Source organism: Microvirga sp. CF3062, from assembly GCF_036314045.1.
Classification (GTDB): Bacteria; Pseudomonadota; Alphaproteobacteria; order Rhizobiales; family Beijerinckiaceae; genus Microvirga.
In genome coordinates, this window is sequence record NZ_JAYGGN010000003.1 from 33,378 (window position 1) to 49,413 (window position 16,036).

Annotated in this window: 20 protein-coding genes; 8 read left to right on the plus strand and 12 right to left on the minus strand. The window is 64.8% G+C overall.

The window, feature by feature from the left end; all coding sequences use genetic code 11:
• Window positions 1-10: 10 nt before the first annotated feature.
• Window positions 11-718, minus strand: a complete 708-nt coding sequence (locus VB618_RS06300) for an alpha/beta hydrolase (protein WP_329795741.1) — start codon at window positions 716-718, stop codon at window positions 11-13.
• Window positions 719-838: 120 nt separating this feature from the next.
• Window positions 839-1,318 carry a protein-export chaperone SecB gene (gene secB, locus VB618_RS06305; protein WP_329795742.1) on the minus strand — a complete coding sequence of 160 codons (480 nt, stop codon included), beginning with the start codon at window positions 1,316-1,318 and terminating at the stop codon, window positions 839-841.
• Window positions 1,319-1,581: 263 nt separating this feature from the next.
• On the opposite strand from secB, the gene VB618_RS06310 reads away from it, so the two are divergent.
• The 5 genes from VB618_RS06310 to VB618_RS06330 all read left to right on the plus strand — a co-directional run bounded on the left by VB618_RS06310 (window position 1,582) and on the right by VB618_RS06330 (window position 5,633).
• Window positions 1,582-2,304, plus strand: coding sequence for a Tim44/TimA family putative adaptor protein (locus tag VB618_RS06310; RefSeq protein ID WP_329795743.1), 723 nt, complete (start codon window positions 1,582-1,584; stop codon window positions 2,302-2,304).
• 50 nt (window positions 2,305-2,354) lie between these two features.
• On the plus strand, window positions 2,355-3,473 hold the full coding sequence (mltA, locus tag VB618_RS06315; RefSeq protein WP_329795745.1) for a murein transglycosylase A: 1,119 nt from the start codon (window positions 2,355-2,357) through the stop codon (window positions 3,471-3,473).
• Complete coding sequence (locus tag VB618_RS06320; RefSeq protein WP_329795746.1) at window positions 3,470-4,036, plus strand: Smr/MutS family protein; 567 nt, start codon at window positions 3,470-3,472, stop codon at window positions 4,034-4,036. The genes mltA and VB618_RS06320 overlap by 4 nt, the downstream gene beginning before the upstream one ends.
• A gap of 4 nt (window positions 4,037-4,040) precedes the next feature.
• Window positions 4,041-4,460, plus strand: a complete 420-nt coding sequence (locus VB618_RS06325; protein ID WP_329795747.1) for a helix-turn-helix domain-containing protein — start codon at window positions 4,041-4,043, stop codon at window positions 4,458-4,460.
• A 171-nt stretch (window positions 4,461-4,631) separates the two neighbouring features.
• The gene (locus VB618_RS06330) at window positions 4,632-5,633 is read left to right on the plus strand and encodes an adenosine kinase (protein WP_329795749.1); all 1,002 of its coding nucleotides are present in this window, start codon (window positions 4,632-4,634) and stop codon (window positions 5,631-5,633) included.
• Window positions 5,634-5,806: 173 nt separating this feature from the next.
• On the opposite strand, the gene VB618_RS06335 is transcribed toward VB618_RS06330, so the two are convergent.
• Entirely contained in the window at window positions 5,807-6,313 is a 507-nt protein-coding gene (locus VB618_RS06335; protein ID WP_329795750.1) for a YidH family protein, read from the minus strand.
• A 109-nt stretch (window positions 6,314-6,422) separates the two neighbouring features.
• Here VB618_RS06335 and VB618_RS06340 point away from each other — a divergent pair, with 109 nt between their 5' ends.
• Window positions 6,423-7,730, plus strand: a complete 1,308-nt coding sequence (locus tag VB618_RS06340; protein WP_329795751.1) for a porin — start codon at window positions 6,423-6,425, stop codon at window positions 7,728-7,730.
• A gap of 117 nt (window positions 7,731-7,847) precedes the next feature.
• Here the strand turns inward: VB618_RS06340 and VB618_RS06345 are convergent, their stop codons facing one another.
• The 9 genes from VB618_RS06345 to hisB form a co-directional block, all read right to left on the minus strand.
• Window positions 7,848-8,201 (minus strand): hypothetical protein, encoded by a 354-nt coding sequence (locus tag VB618_RS06345; protein WP_329795752.1) that lies wholly within the window; start codon window positions 8,199-8,201, stop codon window positions 7,848-7,850.
• Window positions 8,202-8,208: 7 nt separating this feature from the next.
• Window positions 8,209-9,186, minus strand: coding sequence for a type I pantothenate kinase (coaA, locus tag VB618_RS06350; protein ID WP_329795753.1), 978 nt, complete (start codon window positions 9,184-9,186; stop codon window positions 8,209-8,211).
• A 17-nt stretch (window positions 9,187-9,203) separates the two neighbouring features.
• Window positions 9,204-9,524, minus strand: coding sequence for a phosphoribosyl-ATP diphosphatase (locus VB618_RS06355; RefSeq protein WP_329795754.1), 321 nt, complete (start codon window positions 9,522-9,524; stop codon window positions 9,204-9,206).
• Between the two features lie 7 nt (window positions 9,525-9,531).
• Window positions 9,532-10,281: a type I methionyl aminopeptidase gene (gene map / locus VB618_RS06360; RefSeq protein WP_329795755.1), complete on the minus strand. Its 750-nt coding sequence runs from the start codon at window positions 10,279-10,281 to the stop codon at window positions 9,532-9,534.
• A 20-nt stretch (window positions 10,282-10,301) separates the two neighbouring features.
• The gene (gene hisF / locus VB618_RS06365) at window positions 10,302-11,123 is read right to left on the minus strand and encodes an imidazole glycerol phosphate synthase subunit HisF (RefSeq protein ID WP_329795756.1); all 822 of its coding nucleotides are present in this window, start codon (window positions 11,121-11,123) and stop codon (window positions 10,302-10,304) included.
• A 137-nt stretch (window positions 11,124-11,260) separates the two neighbouring features.
• A complete protein-coding gene (hisA, locus tag VB618_RS06370) occupies window positions 11,261-12,007 on the minus strand; it encodes a 1-(5-phosphoribosyl)-5-[(5-phosphoribosylamino)methylideneamino]imidazole-4-carboxamide isomerase (protein WP_442931697.1) in 747 nt (248 codons plus the stop codon).
• Window positions 12,004-12,654, minus strand: a complete 651-nt coding sequence (gene hisH, locus VB618_RS06375) for an imidazole glycerol phosphate synthase subunit HisH (protein WP_329795758.1) — start codon at window positions 12,652-12,654, stop codon at window positions 12,004-12,006. Before hisH ends, hisA begins: the two co-directional genes overlap by 4 nt.
• Window positions 12,651-13,142: a DUF2628 domain-containing protein gene (locus tag VB618_RS06380; RefSeq protein WP_329795759.1), complete on the minus strand. Its 492-nt coding sequence runs from the start codon at window positions 13,140-13,142 to the stop codon at window positions 12,651-12,653. Before VB618_RS06380 ends, hisH begins: the two co-directional genes overlap by 4 nt.
• Window positions 13,143-13,214: 72 nt before the next feature.
• Window positions 13,215-13,802, minus strand: coding sequence for an imidazoleglycerol-phosphate dehydratase HisB (hisB, locus tag VB618_RS06385; protein ID WP_329796144.1), 588 nt, complete (start codon window positions 13,800-13,802; stop codon window positions 13,215-13,217).
• A 329-nt stretch (window positions 13,803-14,131) separates the two neighbouring features.
• Here hisB and hslV point away from each other — a divergent pair, with 329 nt between their 5' ends.
• Both hslV and hslU read left to right on the plus strand, forming a co-directional pair.
• The gene (gene hslV / locus VB618_RS06390; RefSeq protein ID WP_329796145.1) at window positions 14,132-14,659 is read left to right on the plus strand and encodes an ATP-dependent protease subunit HslV; all 528 of its coding nucleotides are present in this window, start codon (window positions 14,132-14,134) and stop codon (window positions 14,657-14,659) included.
• Window positions 14,659-15,969, plus strand: coding sequence for an ATP-dependent protease ATPase subunit HslU (hslU, locus tag VB618_RS06395; RefSeq protein ID WP_329795760.1), 1,311 nt, complete (start codon window positions 14,659-14,661; stop codon window positions 15,967-15,969). Before hslV ends, hslU begins: the two co-directional genes overlap by 1 nt.
• Window positions 15,970-16,036 lie beyond the last annotated feature (67 nt).

Sequence of the window (16,036 nt, forward strand, 5' to 3'; positions counted from 1 at the left end):
CGCCCGGTCGTCAGTTCATCACGAAGCGGCAGACGTCATCGGTGAAAGACGTCAGAAACCCATTCCGGTCAGGGTGCGGGTCCGAAATGTGGGGCGGCAGTTCGTGCATGAAGGTGAAATGGCCGGCCTCTGCCACCAGGCGAATTTCGACCGGCGATCCCGGCTCTAGCGCTTCTTTCAGGAATGCTGCTTGCGCCGGAGGTGTCACCGTATCCTTTTCTCCGGCCCATAGGAGGATCGGTGCATCGACAGACGCCAGGGCACCCGGCGCTCTGAAGAAATCCGCGGCCGGGGTGAAAAGCACCAAGCGGTCGAAATTTATTTTGGGCACTACGGACACCCTTTGCCCGCCAAGCATCTGAGCGTGGCCTCCCGCCATCACGAGCAACATCGTGGCGCCGATCGAATGGCCAATTCCAGCGATTGGAAGGCCCTCACGCGCGAATGAACAGACAGCCGATTCAAGGCTGCGCGCCCGCGACAGCAGCTCATCCTCTCGCGGCACGGGAGAGGCCAATGGCTCGAAATGCGGCGCTACGACCGTGCAGCCCTGCCGGGCAAGGGCATGCAGCAGTGGAAAATGACGCTGGGGATTTCCAACCCGTCCGGCGGCAAACAAGGCCATGCGGGATGGCTGCGCCGCTTCGAGGACCAGAACCTCGAACGAACGCGAGCCGTCGCTTAACTGCGAGGTGAAGGAGCGGGATTCGTCGACCATTGTCTTGCCAAGGTATGACTTAACGGCCGAGCTATAAATCGGTCCGCGCTGATTCCCAAAAGAAATCGGGCGAAGCTCTTGCCTCGCCCGATCTGAAAAAACCGATATCCGCTCGTCGGCTTACGACAGCGTCTGAGCGCCGTCCGGCTGCCCCTGCACCTCGGCGGCGCGCTGGCGGTAGAGAGCCACGAAATCGATCGGGTCGATGTAGAGGGGCGGGAAGCCGCCGTTGCGCACCGCATCGGCCACAATCTGGCGAGCGAAGGGGAACAGCAGGCGCGGGCACTCGATCATCACCACCGGATGCAGCTGATCCTGGGGAATGTTCTGGATGCGGAACACGCCCGAATAGGTGAGCTCGAAGGCGAACAGCACGTCCTTGCCGCCGATCTTGGCATCGCCCTCGAGGGTAAGGTCGATCTCGAAATCCGCCTCGGCAAGCTGCTTGGCGTTCACGTTGACCTGCAGGTTGATCTGCGGGCCTTCCGTCTGCTGCTGCAGGGAGCGGGGGGCGTTGGGGTTCTCGAAGGAGAAGTCCTTGCAGTATTGCGCAAGGGCGTTCAGCGAAGGCGCTGCGTTGTTTGCCGCATTCTCGGCCATGGTTTCATGCTCCCTAGGGGGTGTCTCGTCGAGCCCGGGCGGAACGCCTCGTCAAGCGGAGCGTCTGCGGCGGCGGGCCATGGATCTTCGCGCTACCATGCTTCTCATGCGGGAAGCAAGATTTTGAGCCAACTCATTCGCTTGTCGGGGGCACAGGTGGATGTTACGACCTCAAGACCCCATATGCGAAGGATGACACCTTCACCTCCTCGACACAACGCCCGGCGACAACCGGGCGCGGGCAGGCTTACAACGGATCGACGATGCAGGATTCCTTCGACATCACGACCCTCATTTTCATTGTTCTCGCCGTATTCGTGATCTGGCGCCTCCGCTCCGTCCTGGGGCAGAAGACCGGAAGCGAACAGCCGCCCTTCGATCCCATGTCACGCCGGGATGCCCCCTTGCGCCCGGGCAATGCACCGGCCGAGCCCGATCACAATGTGGTGCGCCTTCCAGGAGCCACCGGTCCGCGTCCTGCCGCCGAGGTTCCGCCAGCCGAGCGCTGGAAGGGCATCGCCGAGCCCGGTACGCCCACGGCCCAGGCTTTGGACGGCATTGTCCGCCTTGAGTCGAATTTCGACGCCGCCGAATTTCTTGAGGGGGCCAAGTCCGCCTACGAAATGATCGTCACGGCTTTCGCCCAAGGTGACCGCGCCACCTTGAAGGATCTTCTCTCTAAGGAAGTCTACGAGGGCTTCGAGCGGGCGATCACCGAGCGCGAGGGCCGGGGTGAGACGGTGGAGACCACCTTCGTGTCCATCGACAAGGCCGAGATGGCCGGGGCCGAGCTTCAGGGCAAGTCGGCCCAGATCGTGGTGCGCTTTCTGTCCAAGCTGATCACCGCCACCCGCGATACGTCCGGTGCCGTGGTGGATGGCAGCCTTGAGACCGTGGCCGATGTCACCGACGTGTGGACCTTCGCCCGGACGCTCGGCAGCCGCGACCCCAACTGGCTCCTCGTGGCGACCGAAGCGGGGCAATGAGAGATGTCGGGCGGGTCTTTTTCGCCTGCCTTTTTGCCTGGACACTGAGCATGTCCGATGCCGCGGCCGGATCGGCCCTGAAGGACCTTGCGCGCCTGGAGCCCCTCGCCTTCCACGATCTCGCAGGCTGGGAGACGGACGATCACGCCGCTGCCTTCCGGGCTTTCCTGCGCTCCTGCCGGGCGCTTGAGGCCGCGTCTACTGAGCTGCGGCCGGCGCAATCGCCTCAGGCAAATCTTCTCGCGGTGTGCCGCGAGGCGCTGAAGACGCCCGACACCGGCAAGGCCGAGGCGAAGCGTTTCTTCGAGACCTATTTCAGGCCTCATGCGGTTGTTCCCCATGCCGGCCAGGGTTTTCTCACCGGCTATTACGAACCGGAGTTCCAGGGCTCGCGCACCCCGGACGCCACCTACCGGGTTCCCCTGCTTGATCGGCCCCAGGACCTCGTCACCATCGCGCAGGGCGAGACCCTGCCCGGAATCGAGAAAGGCCTCCAGGCGGCACGGCGCGCGGCTCACGGCTACGAGCCCTATCCGGACCGCGCGGCCATCGAGAACGGTGCCTTAGGCACCCTTGCCAGACCAATCGTGTATTTAAGCGAGCCGGGCGAGGCCTTCATCATCCATGTGCAGGGCTCGGCCCGCATCCGCCTGACCGACGGCTCCGTGATGCGGGTGGCCTATGCCGGGCGCAACGGGCGGCCTTACACCTCCATTGGCCGCGTTCTGGTGCAGCAGGGCGAGATGGACCTCGAATCCATGACGCTCGAAAAGCTCATGGGCTGGCTGAAGAACCATCCGGAGCCGGCCAAGGCCCTGATGCGGCAGAACCAATCCTACATCTTCTTCCGCGAAGCCATGGAGCTGGCACCCGAGGACGGCCCCATCGGCGGGGCAGGCCACCCGCTCGTGCCCGGCCGCAGCCTCGCGGTCGACCGGTCGCTCTGGGCCTATGGCCTGCCAGTCTGGCTCGACGGGCAATTGCCCCTGACTCTCGACAAGGCGGAGCCGCTTCGGCGCCTCATGATCGCCCAGGATACGGGCTCGGCCATCGTCGGGCCGGCCAGGGGCGACTTCTTCTTCGGCAGCGGCGAGGAGGCGGGTCGCCGCGCCGGGCTCCTGCGCCATCCCGTGCGCTTCGTGGTCCTGCAGCCCAAACCCCGTTCATGACCCGCAAGAGCCGCACCCGCCAGCTCAGCCCCGAGGAGAAGCGGCTCTGGTCCCATGTGGCCCGGCACGTGAAGCCCATGCAGGGCAAGGCCCTGCCGCCGGAGCCGGAATCCGAGGACAAGCCCGCCACGGCCCCTGCCCCGGTGGCGGCGAAGCTCCCGCCGGCCCTGCCCCCTCTTCCGCCCTCGAAACCTGCCCTGCCCCCGATGGCTCCGGTGGAGCGCAAGACGCTCCAGGCCCTGCGCCGCGGCCGCAAGGATGTGGACAGCGTCATCGACCTGCACGGGATGCGCCAGGAGGAGGCGCATTTCGCCTTGCTCAGCTTCCTGCATCGCGCGCAGGGCTCCGGCCACGCGCTCGTCCTTGTGATCACCGGCAAAGGGGGAGCTGCCGTCAACAACGGCCTGTTCGATGAAAGGGGCGTGCTGCGGCGCATGGTGCCGCATTGGCTGAGGCTTCCCGACCTGCGCCACCTGGTGATCGGCTTCGAGGAGGCCTCTCCCCAGCACGGCGGATCCGGTGCACTCTATGTCAGGCTCCGCCGGCGGCGGAGTGGGGGATAGGACGATGACTCCCTTCGGTGAACGGGTGCGGCAGCTACGCCAGGAACGCGGGCGCATGTTGAAGGACATGGCGGCGCATCTCGGCGTCTCGAGCGCCTATCTCTCGGCGCTTGAGCGCGGCGAACGCGGCAAGCCGACCTGGACGCTCATCCAGGGCGTGCTGCAGTACTTCCACATCATCTGGGACGAGGCCGACGAACTCACGCGGCTTGCCGATGTTTCCGATCCGCGGGTGAAGATCGACACGGCCAATACCGATCCCAAGGCCACATTGCTGGCCAACCGTCTGGCGCGGGAGATCCGCGGCCTGACCCCGGACGAACTCGACCGGATGATTGCGCTGCTCGACGAGGCACAGGAGAGGGAGCGCGGGACCGGTTGTGCGGTTCCGAGCGATGCCCAGGCACCGGTCTCACCTCGCTAGAGCATCGATCCCAAAAGTGGAATGCACTTTTGGGATCGATGCTTACGCTTAATGGTGGCGCATCGTTGGTCGCGGAAAACCGGACCCACTTTTCCGCACGATACGCTAGGAGCTTGACCTCCCCTGCCCTGGATGCGAAAGCGCCCCGTCCTATCCCAAACCCGGTGGCTCATGTCCCAGACCCGTATCGACGTTCTCACCCTCGGCAACGCCATCGTTGACGTGCTCGCCCATACGGACGAGGCGTTCCTTCTCCAGAAGAAGGTCCACAAGGGCGCCATGCAGCTCATCGACGAGGCGCGGGCGGAAGAGCTCTACGGAGACATGGGCCCGGCCATCATCGTGTCGGGGGGCTCCGGCGCCAACACGGCCGCGGGCGTGGCGTCCTTCGGCGTCAAGGCCGGCTTCATCGGCAAGGTGAAGAACGACGAGACGGGCAAACTCTTCGCCCACGATCTCAAGGCCATCGACGTGCATTACGACGTGACGCCGGCGCAAGAGGGTCCTGCCACCGCCCGCAGCTTCATCCTGGTGACGCCGGATGGCGAGCGCACCATGAACACCTATCTTGGCGCCTGCCAGAACCTCACCCCGGATGACGTGAACCCGGACACGGTGCGCGCCTCATCCATCGTCTATCTCGAAGGCTACCTGTGGGATCCGCCGGCCGCGAAAGAAGCTTTCCGCAAGGCCGTGAAAATCGCCCATGAGGCCGGCAACAAGGTGGCGCTGACGCTCTCCGACGCCTTCTGCGTCGACCGCTACCGCGATGAATTTCTCGGCCTCATGCGCGACGGCAGCCTCGACATCCTGTTCGCCAACATCCACGAGCTGCAGAGCCTCTACGGCACGTCGGACGCCGACACCGCGCTCGCGGCGCTGCGCGAGGAAAACGTGCTCGGCGCCATCACCCGCTCGGCGGACGGTGCGCTGATCGTGAGCCGCGGCGAGACCAGGGCCGTGCCGGCTTTCCCCGTGGAGCGCGTGGTCGACACCACCGGCGCGGGCGATCTCTTCGCCTCCGGCTTCCTCGCCGGCCTCGTGAAGAACCTGGATCTCACCGACTGCGCCCGCCTCGGAGGCCTTGCCGCTGCCGAGATCATCAGCCATCTCGGCGCCCGGCCGCAGACCAGCCTCAAGGAACTGGCACAGCAGCAGGGGTTGTTGAGCTGACATTCACTGTCATTCCGGGGCGGCTGATAAAGCCGAGCCCGGAATCCATAAACACGACGTCTCAAGACAGAGCGATCAGCGTTGAGCCTTCTTCTGCATCGCTAGTGGTTATGGATCCCCGCGTTCGCGGGGATGACACTGGAGGAAAGCGTTGCCGCTCAATCCCCACCCGTCTACCCAAACCATAGGCTGAACAGGGCCGCGAGCGAGACGAGCGCCAGGAAGCCGTTGAAGGCCACGAACAGGAACGGCGGGATGCGCGGCACGTCGGGCTCGGGCACCTGGGCACCCTGGAAGAGCTGACGCCAGACGGCGGCCGCGAAGCAGAAGGCGCTGAAGAAGATCAGGACCGAGCCGGTGGAAATGATCATCCAGTCCGGCACAACGCCTTCCAGCAGCTTTTTTGCGCCGATGCCGGAGGCGAGCGCTGCGAGTCCCGTGCGCACCCAGGCCGCATATGTGCGCTCGGCGGCAAAGACTGTGCGGTTAGCGGCCAGTTCCGTGCGCCGGTCGGCGCTGTCCTTCAACTGAACGGTCGCTGTGGCGGTTGTCTTGGCGGCAACTTGCGTGTGCTCCGCCGCTTCCTGCGTGTTCTCCGCGGCCTCTTGGGTCTGCTCGGCCGCTTCCTGCGCATGCTCGGCGCTGCGCTTGAGCTTCTCGTCGACCGGCTGCGTGGTCATGCATCCTCCATCCATCTGGAGGCACAACGCCCAAGGTTATGAAAAGGTCGGCCTGAGGTCGGTTGTTCCGCAAGGGGAGGCCCGGTACTCTCGTTCTTTCACGGAGGGCATGATCGTGAGGCATGTCTGCGGATCGGGGCTTCAGTCGGTGGTGATCGGCAGCGCTCTCGCCATGGGCCTATGCTGCCCGAATGCCGGAGCGGCGGATCTGCCGGCTCGTGAGGCCGCAGCAATCGGCTATGTTCGGATCTGCTCAAGTTATGGAACAGGGTTTTTCGTCATTCCGGGAACCGAGACCTGCCTGCGGATCGCCGGCCGCGTGCGTGCCGAGATGCGCTATCTGGAACCCGGATCGCGGGAGGACGATGCCTTCGGGACGCGGGCGCGGGGGCGGATCGACATCGATGCTCGCAATAGGACCGAACATGGCGACCTTCGCGCCTTCCTGCGGTACGAGCTGACCCGCAACACGGGCATTTACGGAGAGGATACGGCGGAGCTCGACCGGGCCTTCGTTCGTTTCGCAGGCCTGACGGCCGGGCGCACGCAGTCGTATTTCGACTTTTACACCAACGACTACAACTTCGGCTCCCTGCTCGTTTCAGATTTCTCGACGCAGGTCCTCGCCTACACAGTGGAATGGGGTGCGGGCTTTTCCGCCAGCCTCGCGCTGGAGGATGGCATCGAGCGCCAGTTCTACAACGGGCCCAACGGTCCGGATTTTCCCGGGCAGGGCTTCTCGACCGCAGGCGAACGCGTGCCCGACCTGGTCGGACAGCTTCTCGTCGAGCAGGATTGGGGCAAGGCGCAGTTGTCGGGAGCCATCCGGCAGATCCGAAGCGACAATCTGGTGGCAGGGCCCGCAGCGAGCGCCTACGTGAGCACCGATTACGGCTTCGCCATCCAGGGCGGCGTTCAGATCAAGCTGCCGACCTTCGCCGAAGGCGATCAGTTGTGGCTGCAGGCCGGGTATTCACGCGGTGCGCTCAGCTATCTCGGATTCGCGAACACATCCGTCACGGATATTTCTCTCAATCAGACCGATGTGTATGTGGATGTGCTCGGCAATGCCCAGCTTGGGCGCGGGTGGATGGCAACCGCCCTCTTCCTGCATTACTGGACACCACAGATCCGCCAAGCCGTTTTCGGGTCCTATGGTGTGATCGACTACGCAGATAATGGAACGGTCCTGACACCTGCGGGTGGTGCCCTCGGCTTCGTCGATACCACCGACTGGCGGGTCGGCACGAACCTGTCCTGGCTGCCGGTGAGCGGTTTCTATATCGGAATCGAGGGTCTCTATCGCAGGCTGGATCCGCGCGGACGCGTCTTTGCCGACAACGATCCAGCAACCGGATGGCTGATCGGATCAGCCGATGCTCTCGAGATGCGTCTGCGGGTCCAGCGGGATTTTTGATACCGCTTCCTTGGCCTGTTCGGCACTGCGCGCGAGCTTGTCTTCGACTGGCTGCGTGATCCATGCATCGTCCGATCATGCAGAGGCTCAGCGCTCAAGATTGGGAAATGGTTGGCTTCAGCTGCCAGCGCTTAACAGCCCGGTCAGCAGCCACGCGATCGCAATCCAGCTGACACCGCCGCAGACCAACATGGCTCCCGTCGATGCACTTGAGGTCCGGTCTCCCCAAAGCGCATCCATGATTCGGCTCGGTTGATCGGCCGCACTGGCCGCCATCCCTGTCGACGCGCTCACGCCGGGCGCCGAGCCGAAGAACATGAGGCCTCCGAGCGCTCCCATGCCCAATCCCACATAGGTGGCGATATCGAACATCTCGACGGCAGAGCGCCGGTCGAGAACCCAGACGGCCAAAGCCGTGACAGCCAGCGCCAGGACGTTGAGGAGGAACAGACCTTTGGCAAAGTGCTTCACGGCGGGATCACAACCGTCGCAGCGCCACCGTCTCGATCCGATGACTCGCGCCCTTCTTGAGGATCAGGCTCGCGCGCTGGCGGGTCGGTATGATGTTCTCCTGCAGGTTCAGCAGGTTGATGCGGTTCCACAGGCCCTCTGCGATATCGATCGCTTCGGCCTCCGGCAGTTCCGCATAGCGGCGGAAGTAGGAGAGCGGATCGCGGAAGGCGGTATGGCGCAGGCGTAAGAAACGGTTCACGTACCAGCGGTGCAGGTCGGCCTCGTCGGCATCGATATAGACCGAGAAGTCGAAGAAATCGGACACGAAGGGAATGGCGGTGCCGTCCTTGGGCATACGCGCCGGCTGGAGCACGTTCAGCCCCTCGACGATGAGGATGTCCGGCCGGTCGACATTCGTCTCCTCGCCGGGCACCACGTCATAGACGAGGTGGGAATAGAGCGGCGCCTTCACGTTGCGCTTGCCGGCCTTGATGTCAGCCAGGAAGTGCAGGAGCTTGCCGGTGTCGTAGCTCTCCGGAAAACCTTTGCGCTCCATGAGCCCGAGCCGCGTCAGCTCCGCGTTGGGCAGGAGAAAGCCGTCCGTGGTAACGAGATCCACCTTCGGGGTGTTGGGCCAGCGGGCGAGGAGCGCCTTGAGCACGCGGGCCGTGGTGGACTTGCCCACTGCCACCGAGCCTGCCACGCCGATGATGTAGGGCACCTTGGCGTCCTTCTCGGCGAGCAGGAAGCGCTGGGTCGCCTTGAACAGCCCTTGCGTCGCCGCGACGTAGAGGGAGAGCAGGCGCGAGAGCGGCAGGTAGATCGCCGCCACCTCGTCGATCGAGATCGGATCGTTGAGGGATTGGAGCTGCATCACCTCGTCGGCGGTGAGCGTCATCGGTGCATCGGCGCGCAGCTTCGCCCACTCGTCGCGGGAGAAGACCCGGTAGGGCGACAGCCCGTCATCGCTCTCAACGGCGGAGATCACGTTGGGCTGGTCCATGCGAACCACCTCTCGTTTTAGGGCTTGCGCGCGGCCTTCTCCGCAAGCCCCGACTGCGCCGTGCGGCGCTCCAGTTCGGCCATGACGTCACTTAGAGGAATATCGGCGCCCTGCAACACGACCAAAAGATGATACAGCACGTCGGCCGCTTCCGCCGTGAGGTTTTCGCGGTCCCCCTGCACGGCCGCAATGACGGCTTCCACCGCCTCCTCGCCGAGCTTCTTGGCCGCCTTGGCCGGGCCGCCGCCGATCAGCTTGGCCGTATAGGACTCGGCTTCCGGTGCTGCGGCGCGTTCGGCCACGATGCGGGCGAGGTCTTGGAGGGTGAAAGAGGTCATAGCCGCATCATCCGGGCAGGGTCACGACAAGGGGGCCGCTGCGGGTGGCAACGACGGTGTGTTCGTACTGGACGGTCAGGGCGCGCGGCTCGCTGAACAGGGTCCACGGATCGTCGCCGTCCTCGGCCCATTCCGACCCCAGGGACAGGAACGGCTCGACGGTGAAGACCAGGCCCTCGTTCATGATCCGGCGCTCCGAGCGGTCCGGCCAGGTCGAAATTTCCTTCGGCTCCTCGTGCAGGGAATGGCCGATGCCATGGCTCGCAAGATTCCGCACCAGGGTATAGCCGTTCTTCTGCGCGAAGCTGCCGATGGCCTCGCCGATGCCGGCCAGAGGCTTGTTGGCGCCGACCTGGCGCAGGCCCACCCACATGGCGCGCTTGCCGTCCCGGCACAGGCGTTTGACCGCGTTCGTCACGGGAGGAACCGCGAAGGACGCTCCGGTGTCGGCAAACACGCCGTTCTTTTCCGCCGAAATGTCGATGTTGACGAGATCGCCCGCCTCGATCCGCCGGGAGCCGGGAATGCCGTGGGCGATCTCCTCGTTCACGCTGATGCAGGTGGCGCCGGGAAAATCGTAGACAAGCTCCGGGCCGGGCCGGGCGCCGGCATTCTCGAGAAACTGGCGGCCGATCATGTCGAGCTCCGCCGTGGTCATCCCCGGCTCGAGCGCCGCCGCCATGGCTTCAAGCGCATTGGCGACGATCCTGCCAATTTCTTGGAGCCTGATCAGATCCTCATCGCCGGAAATCGTCATTGCTCAATCTCCTACGGCAGCTACGACAGGGCCATGTCGGCCGTTCGGGCGGCCGTACCCTGCGCGGGCTCGTCGAGGCGCATCTTCAATCCTGCCTTGGCCATGTAGCCCTTGGCTTCGGAAATCGTATGCGTGCCGAAATGGAAGATCGAGGCGGCGAGCACCGCGCTGGCATGGCCCTTCTCGACGCCATCGACCAGGTGGTCGAGGTTGCCGACGCCGCCAGAGGCGATGACCGGCACGGAGACCGCGTCCGCGATGGCACGCACCAGCGCGAGGTCGTAGCCCTCCTTGGTGCCGTCCCGGTCCATGGAAGTGACCAGCAGCTCCCCTGCCCCGAGCTCCGCCACCTGCTTGGCGAACGCGATGGCATCGATGCCGGTGGCATTGCGCCCGCCATGGGTGAAGATCTCCCAAGCCGCGGGCTCGCCCTCCCCCGACACCTTCTTGGCGTCGATGGCGACGACGATGCATTGCGCGCCGAACTTTTCCGACGCCTCGCGCACGAAATCCGGATTCTTCACCGCAGCCGTGTTGATCGACACCTTGTCGGCGCCGGCGAGCAGCAGGTTGCGGATGTCCTCGACGGTCCGCACGCCGCCGCCCACGGTGAGCGGCATGAAGCAGGCTTCCGCCGTGCGCCGCACCACATCGAGCAGGATCCCCCTCGCCTCGTGGCTGGCGGTGATGTCGAGGAAGCAGAGTTCGTCGGCCCCGGCCGCATCGTAGGCCTTGGCAGCTTCGACCGGATCGCCGGCATCGACGAGGTCGACGAACTGCACGCCCTTCACGACGCGCCCGTCCTTTACATCCAGGCAGGGAATGAGACGCACTTTCAGCATGGTTCACTCTTAATCACCTTCCCCTTGAGGGGGGAGGTCGGACCGAAAGGTCCGGGATGGGGTGGATGCGCGAGACTTGCAGAATGAGGTGTTTCCACCCCACCCCGCCGCTGCTCGCGCAACGTCGACCCTCCCCCTCAAGGGGAGGATGAAACCGGCACTTTTCTCAGCAGTGCCAGCGCCTCAACCGGGTCAATGCGCCCGTCGTACAGGGCGCGGCCGGAGATGGCGCCGTTGAGGACGGCGCAGTCGGGTTGGGTCAGGCGCTCGATATCGGCCATGGAGGCGAGGCCTCCGGAGGCGATGACCGGGATCGAGACCGCGCGGGCGAGTCCCAAGGTCATCGGGAAGTTGAGACCTTTGAGAATGCCGTCGCGGGCGATATCCGTGTAGATGATGGCGGCAACCCCCGCATCCTCGAATCTCCGGCCGAGCTCTTCGGCCGAGAGGGTCGAGGTCTGGGCCCAGCCCTCCACGGCAACCAATCCGTCCTTGGCGTCGATGCCCACCGCGATCTTGCCCGGATGGAGGCGGGCAGCCTCGCGCACGAAGTCTGGGTCGCGCACGGCGGCCGTGCCGATGATCACCCGGGACACGCCCTTGGTGAGCCAGCCCTCCACGGTCTTCATGTCGCGGATGCCGCCGCCGAGCTGCACCGGAATGTTTATGCGCTTGAGGATGTCTTCGACGGCCGCCGCGTTCATCGGCTTGCCGGCGAAGGCCCCGTCGAGATCGACCACGTGCAGCCATTCGAAGCCCTGGGCCTCGAAGGTGGCGGCCTGATCAGCGGGGTCGTCGTTGAACACGGTCGCCTGGTCCATGTCGCCCTGGATCAGGCGGACGCACAATCCCTCTTTGAGGTCGATGGCAGGATAGAGGATCATGGGCGCCACCTTAAGAAATTGGCGATGAGCTTGAGGCCGAGCGCTTGGCTCTTTTCGGGATGGAATTGCGCGCCGACGAGGTTGTCGCGCCCGACGATGGCCGTCACCGGCCCGCCGTAATCGGTAGTGGCGACCACGTCGGCCGGGTTGGTCGGCGAGAGCGCATAGGAATGCACGAAATAGGCGTGCAGCCCGTCAGGCCCGGTGGGAATGCCGTCGAGGAGCGGATGCGGTTTGACCTGCTGAAGCGTGTTCCAGCCCATGTGGGGGATCTTCAAGTTCGGGTCGCTTGGCGTGATCGCCTTCACGTCGCCCTTGATCCAATCAAGGCCATAGCTGGTCGTATGCTCAAGACCTCGCGTGGCCATGAGCTGCATGCCGACGCAGATGCCGAAGAACGAGCGCTTGTCCTCATGCACGCGGCGCTGCAGCACCTCCACCATGCCGGGCACGGAATCGAGGCCGCGGCGGCAATCGGCGAAGGCGCCAACGCCCGGCAGCACGATCCGGTCGGCCTTGGCGACAACGCTCGGGTCGGACGAGACCGTGATGGCCAAGTCGAGCTCCGCCTCGCGCGCCGCCCGCTCGAACGCCTTGGCGGCAGAGTGCAGGTTGCCGGACCCGTAATCGATGATGACGACGCTCACCGGGGACGCTCCGCATCGGGAAAGAGGCCGATCACCGGCTCGGACCGCCTTGGGGTGGACAGGATGGGCGACGGGGCCGGGCTGCGGGGCAGAGGGGCCGCCTTGGCGTCGAGCCAGCGGGCGAAGGCCTTGGTCTCCGCCTCGTCCTGGTCGGCGGCCGTCACCGCATCGACGGCCGGGCGGCCGTGACGGGTCAGGGTCCAGCGGCGCAGGCTGTTGGCTTCCAGGCCGATCAGGCTCTGCAGCAGGAGCTGGGCGATGGAGCCCGCGAGGGGATGCACGTCCAGCACGGCCATGAGGCCGCCGAAGGCGAGGACGATCAGCAGCACGGCGAGGCCGGCGAGCCACAGGCGATGGACGAAGAACCACAGGAAGGTGAAGAAGAAGGCGCCCCAGGAGAAGGCATCCTTCACGAGCTCGGATTCATCCAAAGCGCTCGGATCACCCGGCCGCGCATCGCGCGGGAGGTGCAGGGTATAGGTGGTCATGGCGACGTTTCCTCAGGGCCCTGTCCGGTGAGGTGAACCTCGGGTTGCCGAACAGGGCGTCTCTTGATGGATCTAGAGCGTACCCTTGGTGGAGGGAACGCGGCCCTCTTCCCTTGGGTCCAGTGCCACGGCCTGACGCAAGGCCCGTGCCAGGCCCTTGAAGCAGCTCTCGGCGATATGGTGGCTGTTCTCGCCGTAGAGCGTCTCCACGTGGAGCGTCAGCCCCGCTTGGATGGCAAACGCCTGAAAGAACTCGCGCACCAGCTCGGTGTCGAAAACGCCGATCTTCTCCGTCGGGAAGGTGGTGCGGAACACCAGGAAGGGGCGGCCCGAGATGTCGAGGGCGATGCGCGTCAAGGTCTCGTCCATCGGCAGATGGATGTCGGCATAGCGCGTGATGCCCTTTTTATCGCCAAGCGCCTTCAGGGTGGCCTGTCCGAGCGCGATTCCGGTGTCCTCGGTGGTATGATGCTGGTCCACATGCAGATCGCCGGTCACCTTCACGGTCAGGTCGAAGTGACCGTGTCGGGCAAACAGTTCGAGCATATGGTCGAGGAAGCCGACCCCCGTGGAGATCTCGGCCTTGCCGGTGCCATCGAGGGCTATCGACAGGGCGACATCGGTCTCGGCGGTGCGACGGCTGACGCTCGCGGAGCGCATCATCAAAATCCTTTGCGGAACAAGAGACGAGGCGTTCTAGCAAGCCGCGCGGAGAATTGCCACCCGGTGCTTCTCCCTCTCCCATATGGGAGAGGGTCGGGGTGAGGGAGGGCCAATGCAGGATAAGGTGCTGCGACTGACGTGTTGCGGCGGTGGTGAGGGTGCTGGACTGGTGAAGCGCCACACCCTCACCCCTGCCCCTCTCCCACTCGGGAGAGGGGACGCACCTGCGTTGTTTTCGAGCCATGAATGCTTAAGTGAAGATACAAACGGTTGCCCTTTATCCCGCCTGCCGGAGCCCTGCCTTGCCCGAAGACGCCACCCCCCGCATGCATGCCACCACGATCCTCATGGTCCGCAGAGGCGGTCGCACCGTCATCGGCGGCGACGGGCAGGTGAGCCTCGGCCAGACCGTGGTGAAGGGCAATGCGAAAAAGGTCCGGCGCCTCGCCAAGGGCGGCGTGATCGGCGGCTTTGCCGGCTCGACGGCCGATGCCTTCACCCTGTTCGAGCGGCTTGAGGCCAAGCTCGAGCAATATCCCGGCCAGCTCACCCGCGCCTGCGTCGAGCTCACCAAGGACTGGCGCACCGACCGCTATCTTCGCCGCCTGGAAGCCATGATGCTGGTGGCCGACAAGGACGTCGGCCTGCTGCTGTCCGGCGCCGGCGACGTGCTGGAGCCGGAAAACGGCATCATGGCCATCGGCTCCGGCGGCAACTACGCGCTCGCCGCTGCACGCGCGCTCGCCGAATACGAGACGGACCCGGAGGCCATCGTGCGCCGGTCGCTCGGCATTGCGGCCGAGATCTGCGTCTATACGAACGCGAACATCGTCATTGAGACCCTGGACAGCTGATGACCACCTTTTCTCCCCGCGAAATCGTTTCCGAACTCGACCGCTACATCGTCGGCCAGAATGACGCCAAGCGGGCGGTCGCCATTGCGTTGCGCAACCGCTGGCGGCGTCAGCAGCTCGAAGGCCATCTGCGTGAGGAAGTGGCGCCGAAAAACATCCTGATGATCGGCCCCACGGGCTGCGGCAAGACCGAGATCTCGCGCCGCCTCGCCAAGCTCGCTGGCGCGCCGTTCCTCAAGGTCGAGGCCACCAAGTTCACCGAGGTCGGCTATGTGGGCCGCGACGTGGAGCAGATCGTGCGCGACCTCATGGAGATCGGCATCGGCCTCGTGAAGGAAGAGCGTCGCCGTCAGGTGCAGGCGAAAGCCCATATCGCCGCCGAGGAACGCGTGCTCGATGCGCTTGTCGGCACCACGGCAAGCGCCGTCACGCGCGATTCCTTCCGCCGCAAGCTGCGCGCCAACGAGCTTGACGACAAGGAGATCGAGATCGAGCTGCAATCGGGCGGAGGGCAGGGGATGCCCATGTTCGAGATCCCCGGCATGCCAGGCGCGTCGGTGGGCGCGATCAACCTCTCCGACATGTTCGGCAAGGCCTTCGGCGGACAGCGCAAGACGCGCCGCACCACTGTGCGCGAGGCATATGATCCGCTGGTGATGGAAGAGGCCGACAAGATGCTCGACCAGGACGCCATCGTGCAGGAGGCCCTGCGCCAAGTGGAGAACAACGGCATCGTGTTCCTCGACGAGATCGACAAGATCGCCGGCCGCGAGGGCCGCACCGGTGCGGACGTGTCGCGCGAGGGCGTGCAGCGTGATCTCTTACCGCTGATCGAGGGCACCACCGTGTCGACGAAATACGGATCAGTGAAGACGGACCACATCCTGTTCATCGCGTCCGGCGCCTTCCACGTGTCGAAGCCGTCCGACCTCCTGCCGGAATTGCAGGGCCGCCTGCCGATCCGCGTGGAACTCTCGCCGCTCACCGTCGAGGATTTCCGCCGCATTCTCACGGAGACTGAAGCGAGCCTCATCAAGCAATCTATCGCGCTGATGAAGACGGAAGGCGTCGACCTCGTCTTCACGGACGATGCCATCGATGCGCTGGCTGAAGTGGCCGTCGAGGTGAACAACACCGTCGAGAACATCGGCGCGCGCCGCCTGCAGACAGTGCTGGAACGCGTGCTCGACGACGTGTCGTTCACCGCGCCCGACCGCTCCGGCGAGACGGTGAAAATCGATTCCGCTTACGTGCGCGGCGAGGTGGAGGAGCTGGCGAAGAACACGGATCTGAGCCGGTTTATTTTGTAACGCGACATTGTCATCCCTGGCGAGCTGAAGGCGAGAGAAGGGGATCCACCTCTCCAGCCAGGAATGA